The following is an 18021-nucleotide window of genomic DNA, read 5'->3' on the forward strand; positions in this document are numbered from 1 at the left end:
ATAGCAGCTCCAGCTTTTGGAGACAGGGAAGAAAGTTGCTGTCTGCCGGGAATGGCCCCGAAAAAAGAATGGATGTGATTTTGTGGTTTCAAGTATGACCGGCTACGGCCGGAGCAATAAAAGCACTGATGGCTTCTCGGTCAACATCGAACTGAAAACAGTGAACCACCGGTTTTCCGAGCACCAGCTCCGGATGCCAAGGCAGATGATCAGGCTTGAGGATAAAATAAAGAAGGTTCTGGCCTCCAGGATTAAGCGGGGCAGAGTCGAATTATTTGCCAGCATAGAAGGGGAAGGGGCCGTCAGCCGGAAAGTTAATGTTGACTGGGACCTCCTGGATGAATATTATCAATACATAATGCAAATCAAAGAAAGATATCATTTGAGCGATGGTCCGTCAATCACAGATCTGATCAGCCGCGAGGATATGCTCTCCATCCAGGAAGAGGATGCAGCGGATGGAGAGCTTGAAGCGATTGTCATTGAGGCGGTCGAGGAAGCTGCAGAGCGGCTGGTTTCCATGCGGAAAGCTGAAGGAGCAGAGCTGGAAAAAGATATCCGGGTCCAGCTGGATAAGCTGCAGGCCTGCCTTGTGCAGCTTAAGAACCTTGCCCCGCTGGTTATCAAGCAATATGGCGACCGTCTTGAGAAGAAGATGACAGAGTTCCTTGGCGAGCAGATTGACCAAAACCGCATCCTGGCCGAGGTGGCTGTGTTCTCTGATAAAGCCGATATTAATGAGGAAATAACGAGGCTTGACAGCCATATCGGCCAGTTTGAAAGCACCCTTCTGCTGGAAGAGCCTGTCGGCAGGAAGCTTGACTTCCTTCTCCAGGAAATGAACAGGGAAGCCAACACGATTGGATCTAAGGCTAATGATTCCTCGATTGCCAGGGAAGTGGTTGAGATGAAAAGCCTTCTGGAAAAGATGAAAGAGCAGGTCCAGAATATAGAATAAACGTTTAAAAGACTTCAATAACGGCCAAAATAAGTAACTGACGATTGGAGGACCACCATGCCGATTAAACTGATTAATATCGGGTTTGGCAATATCGTGTCAGCAAACCGGATTATTTCGATCGTAAGCCCTGAATCAGCACCGATCAAAAGGATTATCCAGGATGCCCGGGACCGGGGCTCTCTTATAGATGCGACATATGGCAGGCGGACAAGGGCTGTCATTGTGATGGACAGCGACCATGTTATTTTGTCTGCTGTCCAGCCGGAGACGGTCGCCCACCGATTAAATGACCGTGATGAAATTATTGATGAAGGGTAGGATCTAATAAATGCAGGAAAAGGGTTTACTAATCGTTCTTTCTGGTCCTTCAGGGGTAGGTAAAGGAACTGTACGAAAACAGATTTTTTCACAGCCGGATACTTCTTTTGAGTATTCGATTTCAATGACTACCAGGCTTCCGCGTGATGGCGAGGTTCACGGAGTCGATTACTTTTTTTCAAAAAGGGAAGAGTTTGAAGAGCTGATCAAACAGGAAAAGCTCCTTGAATATGCCGAGTTCGTCGGCAACTATTATGGTACTCCTGTTGATTATGTAAGGGAGACACTGGATAAAGGAAGAGATGTATTCCTTGAGATCGAAGTCCAGGGCGCACGGCAGGTCCGTGAAAAATTCCCTGACGGCCTGTTCATTTTCCTTATGCCGCCAAGCCTTACAGAGCTGAAAAACCGGATAACGACAAGGGGAACTGAGACAGAGGATGTTATCAAGAATCGTCTGACTGCGGCCAAGGAAGAAATTGAAATGATGAATCTGTATGATTATGTAGTAGAGAATGACCAGGTGGAACTCGCAAGCGAAAGGATCAAATCCATTGTTGTGGCTGAACATTGCCGCAGGGAACGGGTCGAGCCGCGCTATAAAAAAATGCTGGAGGTTGAATGAACTTATGCTGTATCCTTCTATTGACTCTTTAATGACTAAAATTGACTCTAAATATTCCCTTGTATCTGTGGCGGCGAAACGTGCCCGCAAGCTTCAGATTGATGCGAAGCCTCAGCTGGACAAATATGTGTCACACAAAAATGTCGGCAAGGCGCTTGAAGAAATTCATGCCGACGAGCTTCACTACAGATTAGGAGAAGTTCCACAGGGTGAAGAGCTGGAATAAACGTTAAAATAACAACCTGGCATGCGGGGTTGTTATTTTTTTTGCTGCCTGAGCATGCTGGACCCGGCGCTTGATGCTTGTCGGCTCTGAGCAAGCCGCTTCCGCATTTCGATTTGTCCAGCTCCAGGCGCTAGCCCCTCGAGTCATAAGCCACTTCAGGATTGAAGGCAAAGAACGCCTTCTATCCTGAAGCGTCTTATGCTTGTCGGGGCTGAACAAGCGCCTTCCGCATTTCGGTATAAAATAGATGAAATATATGTTCGTTTGGAGCATAATGGAGTTTAGAATATTGGGTTTGGATGGGGGTTCGGTTTATGCTGAATGGAAAAAGGATTCTCTTGTGTGTTACAGGCGGGATTGCTGTTTACAAGGCGGCAGCGCTAACCAGCAAGCTGACTCAGGCCGGCGCGGAGGTTAAGGTCATGATGAGTGAGTCTGCAGTGAAATTCGTGGCGCCGCTGACCTTTCAGGCACTTTCCCGCCATGACGTTTATATAGATACTTTTGATGAAAAAGACTCCAGGGTGATTGCCCATATCGATTTGGCTGATTGGGCCGACCTTATTCTGGTTGCACCGGCGACTGCCAATGTGATCGGCAAGCTGGCCAATGGGATTGCGGATAATATGATCACAACAACGCTCCTGGCTGCGACTGCGCCTGTTTGGATTGCTCCGGCAATGAATGTGCATATGTATGACCACCCGGCAGTACAGAAAAATATCAAACTGCTTTATGATTACGGCTGCAGATTCATTGAACCTGGTGAAGGCTACCTGGCTTGCGGGTATGTTGGGAAAGGCCGTCTCGAGGAGCCGGAAATGATCGTCAGCAATATAGAAGGATTTTTCAGGAACAGCGGAAGCCTTGCAGGCAAAAAAGTCGTGGTGACAGCAGGACCGACAAGGGAAAAAATTGATCCTGTACGCTATATCACCAACCATTCTTCAGGAAAGATGGGCTATGCCATTGCAGAAGAAGCCTTGAAGGCAGGTGCTCTGGTTACGCTGATTTCAGGTCCGTCTTCGCTGGCGAAGCCTGCCGGAGCAGCTGTTATTGATGTTGAAAGTGCCGAAGAGATGTATCAGGCTGTTGATGGTGTATTTGATGGAGCTGATATTGTCATTAAAACGGCGGCAGTTTCTGACTACCGCCCTAAAGTGGTGCACGAAAGCAAGGTGAAGAAGCAGGATGGGGACCAGGTTCTTGAGCTTGAGCGGACCAAGGACATCCTGCTGGATCTTGGCCGCAGAAAAAAACAGCAGATCCTCATTGGATTTGCTGCTGAGACGGATCATGTAGAAGAATATGCCAGAAAGAAACTGGCCAAAAAGAATGCTGATATGATCGTTGCCAATAATGTGAAATCTGAAGGCGCAGGGTTCGGCACAGATACGAATATTATCACCATATACAAAAGAGATGGCGGAGCAATAGCGCTGCCGCTTATGAGCAAGCATGAGGCTGCTGCCAGGATCCTGCAAGAAGCCTCAGCTCTGCTAAAGGATGATAACCGATGAATATTGCGAGTGTCATAGTCGATGTGCCGGCCAAACAGACTGACAGGGCCTTTGATTATAAGATCCCTGACAGCCTTATCGGGGCAATCAAGCCGGGTATGCGTGTCATAGTACCTTTTGGACCGAGAAAAATACAGGGATTCGTCATCGGCTTAAAGGACAGCTCTGATTTCGGCAAGCTGAAGGAGCTCATTGAGCCGATGGACCTGACGCCTGTTCTGAACACGGAGCTTCTTTCTCTCGGCAATTGGCTGACCAGCCATACTCTCAGCTATAAAATATCCGCCTTCCAGGCGATGCTGCCTGCAGCGCTTAAGGCGAAATATACGAAAAAGATAAGGCCAGCCGGCGGCTTGGAAACAGCTTCTTTGCCGGAGGCTGTGCAGAGTGCTTTTGGAACCAGGGACGAGGTACTCTGGGAAGATGCTTCCAAAGCGGGGCTCCTGCCGCTTATGCAGAAAGAAGCGGATAAGGGGAACCTTGAGGTCATCTATGAAGTGAAGGAAAAGGTACGGAAGAAGAAGCTGAAGCATATTATCCCTGCTGCACCGGAAAAGCTGATCAGCTTCAAAGAGGATCTGCCAGTCCAGGCTTCCAGGCAGAAAGAGGTCATCGATTATTTTATTGTTAATAATGGACCTGTTGAATTGCGCGAGCTTCTCCCCGCCCTGGGTGTTTCCGCTTCCACCATCAAAGGGCTCGTTCAAAAGGGCATACTTGCTGAAAAAGAAATGGAAGTCTACCGGGATCCCTATGAAGACCGGAACTTTGAGGCAACATCTCCCCTTACACTGACCCCTGAGCAGGATGCGGCCATCAGGCCAATCCTTTCGTCCATTAATGAAACTGAGCACCATGTCTTCCTGCTGTACGGAGTCACTGGCAGCGGAAAAACCGAGGTTTACCTTCAATCCATTCAGCGCGTCCTTGAGCAGGGGCGGGAGGCGATTGTCCTTGTTCCCGAGATTTCCCTGACTCCGCAAATGGTGACCAGGTTTAAGGGCAGGTTCGGGAATCAGGTTGCCGTCCTCCACAGCGGGCTCTCTGCCGGCGAAAAATATGATGAGTGGAGAAAAATCCAGCGCAAGGAAGTGAAGGTTGTTGTCGGGGCAAGGTCTGCCGTTTTCGCCCCTTTCGAGAACCTTGGGATCATCATTATTGATGAAGAACATGAAAACAGCTATAAACAGGAAGAGAATCCCAGATATCATGCGAGGGATGCTGCGATTGAAAGGGCTCAGTACCACAGCTGCCCTGTTGTCCTCGGGAGTGCGACACCTTCGCTTGAGACCTTTGCAAGGGCCCAGAAGGGTGTCTATAAAAAGCTGGAGCTCACCAAAAGGATGAACAGCCAGCCTCTCCCAAAGGTGGAAATCGTGGACATGCGGGAGGAATTAAGGGAAGGGAACCGCTCCATGTTCTCCCGCCAGCTTCTTGAAAAATTAAAGGACAGGCTGGAGAAGAAAGAGCAGACGGTACTTTTCCTCAATAAAAGGGGACATTCCTCTTTTGTCATGTGCAGAGACTGCGGATATGTCGTCAATTGCCCTAATTGCGATATCTCCCTTACTTACCACCAATACAGCCAGCAGATGAAATGCCATTACTGCGGCCATGAAGATCATGTCCCCCCTGTATGTCCGGAATGCGGAAGCGAACATATCCGCTATTTCGGGACAGGCACGCAGAAGGTGGAAGAAGAACTTGGAAAAATCCTGCCTGAAGCCAGGGTTGTCAGGATGGACGTAGATACAACGAGCCGAAAAGGCTCCCATGAAAGGCTGCTGAACGAATTCCAGGAGGGGCATGCTGATATCCTCCTTGGAACGCAGATGATAGCCAAGGGGCTTGACTTTCCGAATATTACACTTGTAGGTGTGCTTTCAGCGGATACAATGCTTCACCTCCCCGATTTCCGGGCGTCTGAAAAAACGTTCCAGCTTCTGACACAGGTGAGCGGAAGGGCTGGGCGTCATGAGCTGGAGGGAGAAGTGGTCATACAAACCTACACGCCTGAGCATTACAGCATCGAACTTGCCGGTGAGCAGGATTTCGAAAGCTTCTACCGGACAGAAATGATGGTGAGGAAGATGCATCAATATCCTCCCTTCTATTATATATCGCTCATCACTGTCAGCCATGAAGATTTAATGAAGGCAGTTTCGGTGACAGAAAAAATCACGCAGTTTGCTGCAGCAAGGCTGAGCCCGGAGGCTAACATCCTCGGCCCGGTGGCATCGCCGATTCCGCGGATCAATAATAGATATCGCTATCAATGTCTGATAAAATACAAACGGGAACCCGGATTGGAAAAAGTATTAAAATCGGTTCTCGACCATTATCAGCAGGAGATATCTGCAGGTTTGCAGATATCGGTTGATCTTAATCCCTATATTATGATGTAGACGGGGATTAATGGTTATGAGTTTCGGGGATTTTGTTGAAAATAGAGAAAAAGACATTGGAGGCAATGATTTGGCCGTTAGAAAAATAGTTACTTATCCAGCAGAGATACTTGAAGAGCCGTGCGAGACGGTTACTGAATTCGATAAGAAGCTTGTGAAGCTTTTGAATGATATGTATGATACGATGATAGAGTTTGACGGCGTAGGGCTTGCCGCCCCCCAGATCGGGATCAGGAAAAGAATCGCCGTCGTTGATATTGATGATGAAAACGGGACGATTGAGCTCATCAATCCGGAAATCATTGAAACAGGCGGGGAGCAGACAGGCCCTGAGGGATGTCTGAGCTTCCCCGGACTGTATGGAGAAGTGACAAGACCGTTCACTGTTAAAATAAAAGCCCAGGACAGAAAAGGAAAAAGCTTCACACTGGAGGCAGATGATTTTCTGGCAAGGGCGATTCAGCATGAAATCGATCATTTGGATGGTGTCCTGTTTACTTCAAAAGTGAACAGATACCTGGAAGAAGAAGAGTTGGAAGGGTTGGAAAGCGAATGACAAAAATCGTATTTATGGGAACACCGGATTTCTCAGTGCCTATCTTAAAGCAATTAATATCGGAAGGCTATAATGTGATTGCAGCGGTAACGCAGCCGGACAGGCCGGTCGGCAGGAAAAGAGTCCTGACGCCCCCTCCCGTCAAGGCGGAAGCTGTAAAGCAGGGAATCCCTGTCTACCAGCCCGAGAAAATCCGCGTAAAAGAGGAGCTGGAGAAGATCCTGGCCCTTGAGCCTGACCTGATCGTCACAGCTGCATTTGGCCAGATTTTGCCGAAGGAGCTGCTGGATTACCCTAAATACGGCTGCATCAATGTTCATGCTTCCCTGCTTCCTGAGCTGAGGGGCGGCGCACCGATCCATTATTCGATCATCCAGGGGAAAGAAAAGACAGGCATCACCATCATGTATATGGCTGAAAAGCTGGATGCAGGCGATATTCTGACACAGGCTGAGGTTAAAATCGATGAGCAGGATACAGCTGGATCTCTGTTCGATAAGCTGAGCGCTGCGGGGGCAGCACTTCTGTCAGAGACACTTCCCAAGCTGCTAAAGGGTGAACTCGAGCCAATTCCCCAGAATGATGAAGAGGCGACATTTGCTTATAATATAAAAAGAGAGCAGGAACAGGTAGATTGGACCAAGACTGGTGAAGAGATATACAACCATATCCGCGGCATGAATCCCTGGCCTGTTGCTTTTACCACTCTTGACGGGTCAGTAGTGAAACTGTGGAGCTCTGCAAAAGTCGGCTTGAAGGAAAAAGCCCTTCCCGGAACAGTTGTCGGGATTGAAAAAGATGGCTTTATCGCGGCAGCCGGGAATATGACCGGCATTAAGATTACCGAGCTGCAGCCGGCAGGAAAGAAAAAAATGTCCGGAGAACAATTTCTCCGCGGTGCAGGCTCTTCCCTGAGCATCGGCACTGTGCTGGGAGAACAGCATGGCGAATAAAAATGTGCGCGAGGCAGCGGTAGAGCTGCTGGAAGCGATCGAAAAAAACCAGTCATACAGCAATCTCCTCCTGAACAGCAGCATCAAGAAAAACGATATCAGCAGCAAAGATGTCGGGCTCCTTACTGAGCTTGTCTACGGAACCCTGCAAAGGAAAATGACCCTTGATTATCAAATGGAGCCATTCCTTAAGAATCCCAAGAAACTTGAAAGCTGGGTGAGGCAGCTGCTCAGGATCACTTTTTACCAGATGATCTATCTGGATAAAATCCCTGACCGTGCCGCTATCTATGAAGCGGTGGAAATAGCCAAGCGCAAAGGGCATAAAGGTATTTCCGGGATGGTGAATGGCGTGCTGAGAAGCCTCCAGAGGCAGGGTGCCCGCAGTCTCGACAGCATCAAAGACAGTGTGGAAAGGCTGGCAATGGAAACGAGCCATCCGCTCTGGCTTGTCAAAAGATGGGTCGACCAGCTCGGGTTTGAACGCGCAAAAGAAATGTGCGAGCTTAATCTGACAGCTCCCATGCAGACAGGAAGGGTCAACCTTATGAAAGTAAGCATGGATGAATGCATGGCGATGCTGGAAGAAGAAGGCTACCTAGTAGAAGCCAGCCCTGTCATACCCGAGGCAGTCAAAAGCAAAAAAGGGAATCTTGCTCATTCACGGGCATTCAAGGAAGGCTATCTGAGCATCCAGGATGAAAGTTCTATGCTTGCGGCATATGCCCTGGGAGCAGAAAAGGATAATCATGTTCTTGATGCCTGTGCCGCTCCGGGCGGGAAAACAACCCATATTGCCGAAAAGCTTGGAAATACAGGACAAGTCATCTCCCTTGACCTGCATGAACATAAGGTTAAGCTTATTGCTGACAATGCCAGAAGACTGGGACTGTCAAATATCGAGACAAAGGCGATGGACAGCAGGACAGTACAGGAACACTTCAATGCGGGCTCTTTTGACCGCATCCTGCTTGACGCCCCATGTTCAGGCCTTGGTGTAATGAGGCGGAAGCCTGACATGAAATACACTAAAAAAGAAGAAGATATCATGCACCTGCAGAAGGTGCAGCTCAAACTGCTGGAAGCAGTCGCCCCTTTGCTGAAGGACGGGGGAACCCTTGTCTACAGCACATGTACAGTGGATCGGGAAGAAAACGAAAACGCCGTGAGGCAATTCCTTGATTCACATCCCGAATTCTCCGGCGACCATTCCTTAGCAGAGAGACTGCCTGATGCAGTGAAAGCATTGGCAAAAGATTTTGAACTACAAATATTGCCCCAGGACCTGGGGTCGGACGGCTTTTATATAGCCAGCCTGAGAAAGAAGGTGCAGTAGTGGAAAACGTTAAAACAACAGAGAAGAAGCAGACAGCCGAGCAAAAACCATCCATCTATTCATTGCAGCTCGATGAGCTGAAGGATTGGCTCAAGGAAAATAACGAGAAGGCATTCCGTGCCGCCCAGATTTTCGAATGGCTTTACCAGAAACGGGTGGCATCATTCGAAGATATGACAAACCTCTCAAAAGCTTTGAGAGATAAACTGAATGAAACCTTTACCCTGACGACATTAAAAACACTTATCCAGCAGACCTCTTCGGATGGAACAATCAAGTTTCTGTTCGAGCTTCATGACGGCTATTCCATCGAAACCGTTTTGATGCGCCACGAATACGGAAATTCCGTCTGTGTGACAACCCAGGTGGGCTGCCGGATAGGCTGTACATTCTGCGCTTCCACACTCGGAGGATTAAAACGTAATTTAGAAGCAGGAGAAATCGTTGCCCAGGTCGTAAAAGTACAACAGGCACTTGATGAAACGGATGAAAGGGTCAGCTCTGTTGTCATCATGGGCATCGGCGAGCCATTTGACAATTATGATCATATGATGTCTTTCCTAAGAATCATCAACCATGATGACGGGCTCAATATCGGAGCGCGCCATATTACGGTTTCAACAAGCGGGATCATTCCGAAAATCTACAAATTTGCAGATGAAAACATGCAGATCAACTTCGCAGTTTCCCTGCATGCGCCAAACACGGAAATCCGCAGCAGGCTGATGCCGATCAACCGTGCATATAAACTGCCGGACCTGATGGAAGCCATCCGCTATTATGTCGATAAAACGGGCAGGCGGGTAAGCTTTGAATATGGCTTGTTCGGGAGTGTGAATGACCAGGTGGAGCATGCTGAGGAGCTGGCTTCTCTGATTAAAGGGCTGAAATGCCACGTGAACCTGATTCCAGTCAATTATGTGCCTGAAAGGGATTATGTAAGAACACCGAAGGATCAGATCTTTGCTTTTGAAAAAGCGCTGAAGAACAGAGGTGTGAACGTGACCATCCGCCGTGAGCAGGGCCATGATATTGATGCAGCATGCGGCCAGCTCCGTGCGAAGGAGCGCAAAGAAGAGACGAGGTGACAGAATGAAAGCTGTCTTTATGACGGACAGGGGAAAGATCCGTCAGCATAATGAAGATAACGGCGGAATTTTTGTCAACCGCAGCGGGCAGCGCCATGCCATCGTAGCCGATGGCATGGGCGGCCACCGTGCGGGTGACGTTGCCAGTGAGATGACCCTCCTGAAGCTGAAGGAGCTCTGGGAAGGCAATGCAGGGATTGAGACACCTGAGCAGGCTGAAGAATGGCTTAGGACCAATATCGGAGAAGTGAATGCCCTGTTGTTCGAACATTCAAAGAATAACAGTGAATGCGAGGGCATGGGGACGACCATTGTTGCCGCCATTGCGACCGGCCTGTTTGCCACCATTGCCAATATTGGCGACAGCAGGGGTTACATATTGAATGAATCTGGGTTCAAGCAGCTGACAGAAGATCATTCCCTTGTGAATGAGCTCCTCCGGTCAGGCCAGATTACAAAAGAAGATGCAGAGCATCACCCCCGGAAGAATGTTTTGCTGAGAGCACTTGGAACAGAAGAAAAGGTACAGATGGACACCAGGACCATCGTATTTGAGGAAGAAGATCTGCTGCTTCTCAGTTCGGATGGATTGACAAATAAGGTTTCAGAGCAGGAGATGCATGAAATCCTTGCCGGGGAGAAAAAGCTCGATGATAAGGCAGCGGATCTGATCCGGCTTGCCAATGACAACGGCGGTGAGGACAATATCACCCTTGTGATTGTCGAGTTCATGGATGCCGGCAGCTCTGGTGATACAGAATGCTGATTGGTAAAAGAATAAGCGGCCGCTATAAGATTTTGGATATGATCGGCGGCGGCGGGATGGCGAATGTTTATCTGGCGCATGACATGATCCTGGACCGCGATGTGGCCGTAAAGATCCTGCGCCTGGATTTTGCTGAAAATGATGAATTCATCAGGAGATTCCACCGTGAAGCGCAATCGGCTACAAGCCTCGCACATCCGAATATAGTGAGCATCTATGACGTCGGCGAAGAAGATTCAATCTATTATATTGTCATGGAATATGTGGAAGGGCAAACACTCAAACAGTATATACAGCAGCATTCCCCTGTACCCGTTGACACGGCACTGGATATTATGAAACAGCTTCTTTCCGCTATTTCCCACGCCCATCAGCATCATATTGTGCACAGGGACATCAAGCCGCATAATATCCTGGTTGACCGGCTCGGGAATGTGAAAATTACAGATTTCGGGATTGCCATGGCCCTGAGTTCAACAAGCATCACCCAGACCAACTCTGTGCTTGGCTCTGTCCATTATCTATCCCCTGAACAGGCAAGAGGGGGGATGGCCAATAAGAAATCGGATATATACTCCCTTGGAATTGTGATGTTTGAGCTTCTGACCGGCAGGCTGCCGTTTTCAGGAGAGTCGGCGGTTTCCATCGCGCTTAAGCATCTTCAGTCCGAAACCCCTTCATTAAGAAGGTGGAATCCGTCTATTCCCCAAAGCGTTGAGAATATCGTCCTGAAGGCAACTGCGAAGGACCCCTTCCACCGTTATGAAAATGTAGAGGATATGGAGGAAGATATCAGGACCGCCCTTGAACCGGGCAGAATGAATGAGAAGAAATTTTCGGTGCCTGATGATGATGATGCCACCAAAGCGATTCCGGTGATCACAAGCGATCGCCCCTATCAGAATATGGACGAAACGCGCGTACATGAAAAAGATGATAAAGGCTCTTCAGCGGGTCCGGCTCCTGCTGCCAAAAAACAAAAGAAAGATAAGAAAAAGAAAAAGAAGTGGCCGATTGTCCTTGTTTCTCTTTTTCTCTTCTTTGTTGTAATGGGAGTACTGGCCCTGACAGTCCTTCCTGAGCTGTTTCTGCCAAAGGAAATCGAGGTTCCTGATGTGGCAGGGGAAACGATTGAGGATGCCACATCCATACTGACAAAAGCAGGTTTTGAGGTGGAAGATCCGGTCGAGATTAATGATGAAGAGGTAGAAGAGGGACTCGTTATCAAAACCGATCCGAAAGCCGGCAGGATGGCGAAGGAAGAATCCAGTATAACGATATATTTAAGTTCCGGGAAAGAGAAGTTTGAAATGTCGGACTATACCGGAAGATCCTTTGAAGAGGTCGAAAGCCTCCTCGAGAAAGAGGGCTTTACACAAATCACCCGGGAGGACGCCAATAATGAGGATGAGCCTGAAGGTACAATCCTTGAGCAGTCAATCGATGAAGGGGAAGAAGTAATCCCTGGCGAAACCGGGATCGAGTTCACCGTAAGCAGTGGACCCGCACCCATTGTCCTGAAGGATCTTACTGGTCTGAATCTAAAGGGAGTTCAGGATTATGCCGAATCAACGGGACTGAAGATCGATACATCAAAAGAAGAGTACCATGATACAGTTGAAAAAGGCCTCGTCATCAGCCAGTCGCAGCCCGCAGGAACTGAGCTTGGCAAAGGTTCAGGCCTGTCAGTCACCTTCTCAAAAGGCAAGGAAGAGATTCCTCCAAAAACAGTGCCCGTAGAAATCACGATACCATATGAGCCTGAGGAAGAAGGGGAGCCGCAGGAAATCCAGATCCTTGTGGAAGATATGAATAATAAGATGACAGCGCCTTTTGATACCTTCTACATTACGGAAGAACGTAAGTATAATATGGAACTATTGATACAGGAAGGCAGCAAAGCGTATTATAAAGTTCTGAGAAACAGCCAGCAGATTATTGATGAAGAAGTCGATTATCCCGGGAACTAAAAAGAATTAGGAGTGTTTGTATGCCTGAAGGCAAAATCATTAAGGCATTAAGCGGATTCTATTATGTGCTTAGCGGCGAAAGAACTGTGCAATGCAGGGGCAGGGGAGTGTTCAGGAAAAATAAGATCACACCCCTTGTCGGAGACAATGTCGTATATCAGGCAGATAACGACAGTGAAGGATATATCCTTGAAGTGAAAGAAAGAAAAAATGAACTGATCAGGCCTCCGATTGCCAATGTGGATCAGGCCATTCTTGTTTTTTCAGCTATTGAACCGGATTTCAGTACGGCTTTACTTGACCGTTTCCTTGTGCTGGTTGAATTTAACCATATCCAGCCGGTTATCTGCATCTCAAAAATGGATCTGGTAAATGAAGAAGAAAGAATGAAGATTGAGGACTACGCAGCTTCGTACAGGGACGCAGGCTATGATGTGCTGCTGACTTCTTCAGAAAATGGGATCGGGATTGATGAACTGCTTCCTTTCCTTGAAAGAGGAATTTCGGTTTTTGCAGGGCAGTCGGGAGTTGGAAAGTCTTCTCTCCTCAATGCCCTCAGGCCGGAGCTGGAACTCAAAACGGACATCATTTCCTCACATCTGGGAAGAGGGAAGCATACAACACGCCACGTGGAGCTGATTGAAATCGGCCAGGGATTTGTTGCTGATACGCCGGGATTCAGTTCCCTTGAATTCACCGATATTGAAGCAGAAGAACTGAATTTCTGCTTCCCTGATATCAGGGAAAAAAGCGAGGCTTGCAAATTCCGTGCCTGCCTGCATATTTCCGAGCCGAAATGTGCGGTCAAAGCAGCGGTCGACAACGGAGAGATCCCGCAATACAGATATGAGCATTACAAAGATTTCCTCCAGGAAATAAAAGATAGAAAGCCGAGGTATTAATATGGTTAAGATTGCACCATCGATATTATCTGCTGATTTTTCCCGGCTGGGAGAAGAAATCAAGGATGTAGAAAGGGGAGGGGCCGATTATATCCATGTGGATGTAATGGATGGCCATTTTGTCCCGAATATCACGATCGGCCCGCTGATTGTAGAGGCAGTCAGACCGATTACAAAGCTGCCGCTTGATGTGCATCTGATGATTGAAAATCCAGATCAGTATATCGAAGCCTTCGCCAAGGCAGGCGCCGATTATATTACAGTCCATGCAGAAGCATCCAGGCATCTGCACCGGACGATCCATCTTATCAAGTCTTATGGTGTAAAAGCAGGCGTCGTCCTGAATCCAGCTACACCGGCAGAAGCTCTTAAGCATATCATCCAGGATATCGACATGGTCCTGCTGATGACAGTGAATCCTGGCTTTGGGGGCCAGAAATTCATTTCATCGGTGCTCCCGAAAATCAGGCAGGTAAAAGAAATGGCTGCAGAGCAGGGGCTGGATCTTGAAATTGAAGTGGATGGCGGTGTGAATGAGGAGACGGCTAAGCTCTGTATAGAGGCAGGCGCAAATGTCCTTGTCGCCGGTTCTGCCGTTTATAATCAGAAAGACCGTGCGAAAGCAATCGCAGCACTTAGAGGATAAAAAAAGAAAAGCCAGCTGAATGATTCGGCTGGCTTTTCTATAAGCTAATTTATGAAAGACAGGTGATACCGCTGATTATCCATATACTTGCAGGAGGGCCGGTGGAACTTCTTCCGGAACTTGTACCTGCCGATGAAGGGGATATTTGGGCAGGTGTGGACCGGGGAGTCTTTACCCTGCTCTCAAAAGGTATTGTTCCGCAGGCCGCATTCGGCGACTTTGATTCAGTATCTCCCGAAGAGATGATGAAAATCCGGGAAGCTGTAAAGAAAGTCCGGCTGTTCAACCCTGAGAAAGATGAAACCGATATGGAGCTTGCCATCATCTGGGCACTGAAGCAGGAACCCGAAGCCATCAAAATATATGGAGGGACCGGGGGGCGCCTCGACCACTTCTTTGGCAACGTGCAGCTCCTCATCGGGCCGCTCCTGAAAGGCGCTAGCACCCATATCGAGCTGATAGACAGCAGAAATATCATTTATGCCAAAGGCCCGGGGGCTTATACTGTCCTGCCCTTGGAGAATATGAAATATGTCTCCTTTGTCCCGGTGACGAGCCATATCAAGGACCTGACGCTCGAAGGCTTTAAATATCCGCTGAAAAATAAATATGTCCCGCTCGGGTCTACCCTGTGCATTAGTAACGAACTTAATCATGATTATGGTACTTTTTCATTTACCGAAGGCATAATAATGGTGATAAGGAGTCATGATTAAAAGTCTTAAACAAAGTGTACTCATCTTAATCTTTTGAATATGATGGTAAGGGCGCAAAAGAGGACAGAGAGATTTGCGGTTAGATGGCGAGGAGGGACATATCCATGAAGTTTTATACGATTAAATTGCCGAAGTTTTTAGGCGGACTTGTCCGCGCGATGCTAGGAACCTTCAAAAAGGAATAAAAGTGATAGATCCATAGCAGAACGTACAAAAATACCACACCTTCAGCAGCATCCGGACAGCGGATGCTGATTTTTTTTGCAAGGAAGGTTATAGAAGCAAGTGCGGTTTGCGGGGACGGAGAAATAAAAAAGGACATCCGCGGGATGTCCTTTTCGAGCTGTTACACTCGTTCTACTTTACCTGATTTAAGCGCTCTTGCAGAAACCCAAACACGTTTAGGCTTACCGTCTACAAGGATGCGAACTTTTTGAAGGTTAGCTCCCCAAGTACGCTTGTTTGCATTCATAGCGTGGGAACGCTTATTGCCTGAAGTTGTTTTTCTACCTGTTACGACACATTTGCGTGGCATGTATATTTCCCTCCTAACTCACAAAGCTTGAAACTATTTTTTCATGCTTTCATTTGCAATGATCATATTGCTCAATCTAAGTAATGGAAAAACAGTAACGAGTATGTTTTTCGGCATTAAAAGATACTTTAATAATTTATCATACAACCCAAATGAATGCAATAGTTGTGATGCAACCTTTCAAGAAAATTTCCTTGACATAGTATACGGGAAGCTGCCCTATAATAAGAAAGGGGAAGTATAGCTTTTAAATTTACCCTTGATATAGTAAAATGACTTTAGTCAAGGAGCAATTTCCAAAGGGGGAACGACTCATGTCCATTGAATTAAAAACGAAATTCGGGCAAATTGATATATCTAATGATGTGATTGCTACTATTGCCGGTGGTGCAGCTGTTGACTGCTACGGCATTGTAGGGATGGCTTCCAAGAACCAGATTAAGGACGGGCTTACCGATATTCTGCGCAAGGAAAACTTTACACGCGGTGTGATTGTGCGCCAGGAAAGCGAAGAAGTACATATCGATATGTATATTATTGTGAGTTATGGAACGAAAATTTCCGAGGTTGCCCACAACGTGCAATCAAAAGTAAAGTACACCCTTGATAAAACTGTTGGACTTGCCGTTGACTCGGTTAATATTTACGTTCAGGGAGTTCGTGTAACGAACCCGTAGTGAGGAGGAAAGATTTGTGTCAATTACAGTTTTAGATGGAAAGCGTTTCGCGGAAATGGTGATGCAGGGTGCAAACCACTTATCCTCTAATGCCAAATATGTAGATGCGCTAAACGTTTTCCCGGTTCCTGATGGAGATACAGGAACCAATATGAATTTATCGATGACTTCCGGAGCGAAGGAAGTCAGGAATAATGTCCAGGCGCATATTGGAAAAGTGGGCACTGCCCTTTCAAAAGGATTATTGATGGGTGCCCGCGGGAATTCGGGTGTCATCCTGTCACAGCTGTTCCGCGGCTTCTCTAAAGCAATTGAGCAAAAGTCTGAAATTACAGCAAGCGAGTTTGCAGACGCGCTGAATACTGGTGTCGAGACCGCCTATAAAGCTGTCATGAAGCCGGTTGAAGGGACGATCCTGACCGTTGCAAAGGATTCTGCCAAAAGGGGTGTCCAGGCTGCGCAAAGCGAGGACGATATTATCAAAGTCCTTGAGGAAGTCCTGAAGGAAGCAAAAGCTTCGCTGAACAGGACGCCTGACCTGCTGCCTGTTCTGAAGGAAGTCGGCGTTGTGGACAGCGGCGGGCAAGGCCTTGTATTTGTCTACGAAGGCTTTCTTGCTGAGCTGAAGGGCGAAAAGCTTCCTGACGCACCTGCCTCTCTTCCGAGCATGGATGAAATGGTAAATGCCGAACATCATAAATCAGTCCAGGGGCATATCAATACGGCAGATATTGAATTCGGCTATTGCACTGAATTCATGGTTAAGCTTGAAGAAGAAAAACTGAACGGAAAAAACTTTTCTGAAGATCTTTTCCGTCAGGATTTAAGCCGTTTCGGTGATTCTCTTCTGGTGATTGCCGATGAAGAACTGGTGAAGGTACATATTCATTCTGAGCAGCCCGGAGATGTGCTGAGCTATGGCCAGAAATATGGCAGCCTGGTGAATATGAAAATTGAAAATATGCGCCAGCAGCACACAAACATAGTGGGTGAGACACATACCCCGCTAAGGACCGGAGAACCTGCCAAAACAAACGAGAAGCTTGAATACGGCATTGTAGCTGTGTCTATGGGCAGCGGCATTGCTGACCTTTTCAGAAGCATTGGCGCCCATGTTGTCATTGAAGGCGGCCAGACAATGAATCCGAGCACCGAGGACATTGTTAAGGCCATAAAGGATGCGAATGCCAAAAAGATCATCATCCTGCCGAACAACAAGAACATTATTATGGCTGCCCAGCAGGCCGCCGAGGTAGCAGAGGAAGACGTTGTTGTCATTCCATCCAAAACTGTGCCGCAGGGTATGGCTGCACTGCTTGCTTTCAACCCTGGTGCAGGCCTTCAGGACAATGAAAGCGGCATGAGCGAGGCTTTAAGCCATGTCAAGACAGGACAGATCACTTTTGCTGTCCGTGACACGAGCATCGACGGCCTTGAAATCGAAAAAGAAGATTTCATGGGCATCGCTGATGGCAAAATCGTTGTCAAAGATAAGGATAAGACTGAATCAGCCAAAAAGCTCCTCACACATATGATTGATGAGGATGCTGAAATTATTACAATCCTTAAGGGCGAGGATGCATCCGAGGCAGATTTGGAAGCCATTGCAGACTTCCTGGAAAAAGAATACGAAGACATAGAAGTTGAAGTGCATGACGGCAAACAGCCATTGTACGCTTTCATCTTTTCAATCGAATAGCCTTACCAGGAAATAGAAGGGGATGCCCCTTCTATTTCTATCTATGCAGGCAGGCAATGCCCCCGAAACTTGCCGAAGCTCCCAAATAGAGATCCCCGGATGCATCCACAGTCATATTCTCC

General features: G+C 47.7%; 19 protein-coding genes. 18 read left to right on the forward strand and 1 reads right to left on the reverse strand.

Annotation, left to right across the window (positions count from 1 at the left end; all coding sequences use genetic code 11):
• Positions 1-82 precede the first annotated feature (82 nt).
• The 16 genes from N288_RS08730 (at position 83) to spoVM (ending at position 15173) form a co-directional block, all read left to right on the forward strand.
• Complete coding sequence (locus tag N288_RS08730; protein WP_035403538.1) at positions 83-958, forward strand: YicC/YloC family endoribonuclease; 876 nt, start codon at positions 83-85, stop codon at positions 956-958.
• A gap of 57 nt (positions 959-1015) precedes the next feature.
• Complete coding sequence (gene remA, locus N288_RS08735) at positions 1016-1279, forward strand: extracellular matrix/biofilm regulator RemA (protein ID WP_009795972.1); 264 nt, start codon at positions 1016-1018, stop codon at positions 1277-1279.
• A 10-nt stretch (positions 1280-1289) separates the two neighbouring features.
• Positions 1290-1904, forward strand: a complete 615-nt coding sequence (gmk, locus tag N288_RS08740; protein WP_009795971.1) for a guanylate kinase — start codon at positions 1290-1292, stop codon at positions 1902-1904.
• Positions 1905-1908: 4 nt separating this feature from the next.
• Entirely contained in the window at positions 1909-2130 is a 222-nt protein-coding gene (rpoZ, locus tag N288_RS08745; protein ID WP_022543704.1) for a DNA-directed RNA polymerase subunit omega, read from the forward strand.
• 314 nt (positions 2131-2444) lie between these two features.
• A complete protein-coding gene (coaBC, locus tag N288_RS08750; protein ID WP_009795968.1) occupies positions 2445-3650 on the forward strand; it encodes a bifunctional phosphopantothenoylcysteine decarboxylase/phosphopantothenate--cysteine ligase CoaBC in 1206 nt (401 codons plus the stop codon).
• Entirely contained in the window at positions 3647-6055 is a 2409-nt protein-coding gene (gene priA, locus N288_RS08755; RefSeq protein WP_009795967.1) for a primosomal protein N', read from the forward strand. The genes coaBC and priA overlap by 4 nt, the downstream gene beginning before the upstream one ends.
• Positions 6056-6125: 70 nt before the next feature.
• Positions 6126-6611, forward strand: a complete 486-nt coding sequence (gene def, locus N288_RS08760; RefSeq protein ID WP_035403535.1) for a peptide deformylase — start codon at positions 6126-6128, stop codon at positions 6609-6611.
• Entirely contained in the window at positions 6608-7564 is a 957-nt protein-coding gene (gene fmt / locus N288_RS08765) for a methionyl-tRNA formyltransferase (protein WP_009795965.1), read from the forward strand. Before def ends, fmt begins: the two co-directional genes overlap by 4 nt.
• The gene (gene rsmB, locus N288_RS08770) at positions 7554-8900 is read left to right on the forward strand and encodes a 16S rRNA (cytosine(967)-C(5))-methyltransferase RsmB (RefSeq protein WP_009795964.1); all 1347 of its coding nucleotides are present in this window, start codon (positions 7554-7556) and stop codon (positions 8898-8900) included. Before fmt ends, rsmB begins: the two co-directional genes overlap by 11 nt.
• On the forward strand, positions 8900-9988 hold the full coding sequence (gene rlmN, locus N288_RS08775) for a 23S rRNA (adenine(2503)-C(2))-methyltransferase RlmN (protein ID WP_009795963.1): 1089 nt from the start codon (positions 8900-8902) through the stop codon (positions 9986-9988). Before rsmB ends, rlmN begins: the two co-directional genes overlap by 1 nt.
• Before the next feature lie 4 nt (positions 9989-9992).
• A complete protein-coding gene (locus N288_RS08780; protein WP_022543706.1) occupies positions 9993-10754 on the forward strand; it encodes a Stp1/IreP family PP2C-type Ser/Thr phosphatase in 762 nt (253 codons plus the stop codon).
• Entirely contained in the window at positions 10748-12724 is a 1977-nt protein-coding gene (pknB, locus tag N288_RS08785) for a Stk1 family PASTA domain-containing Ser/Thr kinase (RefSeq protein ID WP_009795961.1), read from the forward strand. Before N288_RS08780 ends, pknB begins: the two co-directional genes overlap by 7 nt.
• A gap of 20 nt (positions 12725-12744) precedes the next feature.
• Complete coding sequence (gene rsgA, locus N288_RS08790) at positions 12745-13626, forward strand: ribosome small subunit-dependent GTPase A (RefSeq protein ID WP_009795960.1); 882 nt, start codon at positions 12745-12747, stop codon at positions 13624-13626.
• A 1-nt stretch (position 13627) separates the two neighbouring features.
• A complete protein-coding gene (gene rpe, locus N288_RS08795; protein WP_009795959.1) occupies positions 13628-14272 on the forward strand; it encodes a ribulose-phosphate 3-epimerase in 645 nt (214 codons plus the stop codon).
• Positions 14273-14343: 71 nt separating this feature from the next.
• Positions 14344-14988: a thiamine diphosphokinase gene (locus N288_RS08800; protein ID WP_035403534.1), complete on the forward strand. Its 645-nt coding sequence runs from the start codon at positions 14344-14346 to the stop codon at positions 14986-14988.
• 104 nt (positions 14989-15092) lie between these two features.
• A complete protein-coding gene (spoVM, locus tag N288_RS08805; protein WP_022543708.1) occupies positions 15093-15173 on the forward strand; it encodes a stage V sporulation protein SpoVM in 81 nt (26 codons plus the stop codon).
• A 161-nt stretch (positions 15174-15334) separates the two neighbouring features.
• On the opposite strand, the gene rpmB is transcribed toward spoVM, so the two are convergent.
• The gene (gene rpmB, locus N288_RS08810; RefSeq protein ID WP_009795956.1) at positions 15335-15523 is read right to left on the reverse strand and encodes a 50S ribosomal protein L28; all 189 of its coding nucleotides are present in this window, start codon (positions 15521-15523) and stop codon (positions 15335-15337) included.
• Between the two features lie 314 nt (positions 15524-15837).
• On the opposite strand from rpmB, the gene N288_RS08815 reads away from it, so the two are divergent.
• Together N288_RS08815 and N288_RS08820 are read left to right on the forward strand one after the other, a co-directional pair.
• Positions 15838-16200 carry an Asp23/Gls24 family envelope stress response protein gene (locus tag N288_RS08815; protein ID WP_009795954.1) on the forward strand — a complete coding sequence of 121 codons (363 nt, stop codon included), beginning with the start codon at positions 15838-15840 and terminating at the stop codon, positions 16198-16200.
• 16 nt (positions 16201-16216) lie between these two features.
• Positions 16217-17899 (forward strand): DAK2 domain-containing protein, encoded by a 1683-nt coding sequence (locus N288_RS08820; protein WP_009795953.1) that lies wholly within the window; start codon positions 16217-16219, stop codon positions 17897-17899.
• Positions 17900-18021 lie beyond the last annotated feature (122 nt).

Origin of the sequence: Bacillus infantis NRRL B-14911 (assembly GCF_000473245.1) — a bacterium.
GTDB classification, from domain to species: Bacteria; Bacillota; Bacilli; order Bacillales; family Cytobacillaceae; genus Bacillus_AB; species Bacillus_AB infantis.

What these genes read in the sequence shown, in the direction of transcription:
- remA (WP_009795972.1), top strand. Translation starts at nt 1,016, where the DNA reads ATGCCGATTAAACTGATTAATATCGGGTTTGGCAATATCGTGTCAGCA.
- pknB (WP_009795961.1), top strand. Translation starts at nt 10,748, where the DNA reads ATGCTGATTGGTAAAAGAATAAGCGGCCGCTATAAGATTTTGGATATG.
- rsmB (WP_009795964.1), top strand. Translation starts at nt 7,554, where the DNA reads ATGGCGAATAAAAATGTGCGCGAGGCAGCGGTAGAGCTGCTGGAAGCG.
- priA (WP_009795967.1), top strand. Translation starts at nt 3,647, where the DNA reads ATGAATATTGCGAGTGTCATAGTCGATGTGCCGGCCAAACAGACTGAC.
- N288_RS08780 (WP_022543706.1), top strand. Translation starts at nt 9,993, where the DNA reads ATGAAAGCTGTCTTTATGACGGACAGGGGAAAGATCCGTCAGCATAAT.
- coaBC (WP_009795968.1), top strand. Translation starts at nt 2,445, where the DNA reads ATGCTGAATGGAAAAAGGATTCTCTTGTGTGTTACAGGCGGGATTGCT.
- gmk (WP_009795971.1), top strand. Translation starts at nt 1,290, where the DNA reads ATGCAGGAAAAGGGTTTACTAATCGTTCTTTCTGGTCCTTCAGGGGTA.
- rpoZ (WP_022543704.1), top strand. Translation starts at nt 1,909, where the DNA reads ATGCTGTATCCTTCTATTGACTCTTTAATGACTAAAATTGACTCTAAA.
- rpmB (WP_009795956.1), bottom strand. Translation starts at nt 15,523, where the DNA reads ATGCCACGCAAATGTGTCGTAACAGGTAGAAAAACAACTTCAGGCAAT.
- rpe (WP_009795959.1), top strand. Translation starts at nt 13,628, where the DNA reads ATGGTTAAGATTGCACCATCGATATTATCTGCTGATTTTTCCCGGCTG.
- rsgA (WP_009795960.1), top strand. Translation starts at nt 12,745, where the DNA reads ATGCCTGAAGGCAAAATCATTAAGGCATTAAGCGGATTCTATTATGTG.
- spoVM (WP_022543708.1), top strand. Translation starts at nt 15,093, where the DNA reads ATGAAGTTTTATACGATTAAATTGCCGAAGTTTTTAGGCGGACTTGTC.
- fmt (WP_009795965.1), top strand. Translation starts at nt 6,608, where the DNA reads ATGACAAAAATCGTATTTATGGGAACACCGGATTTCTCAGTGCCTATC.
- N288_RS08815 (WP_009795954.1), top strand. Translation starts at nt 15,838, where the DNA reads ATGTCCATTGAATTAAAAACGAAATTCGGGCAAATTGATATATCTAAT.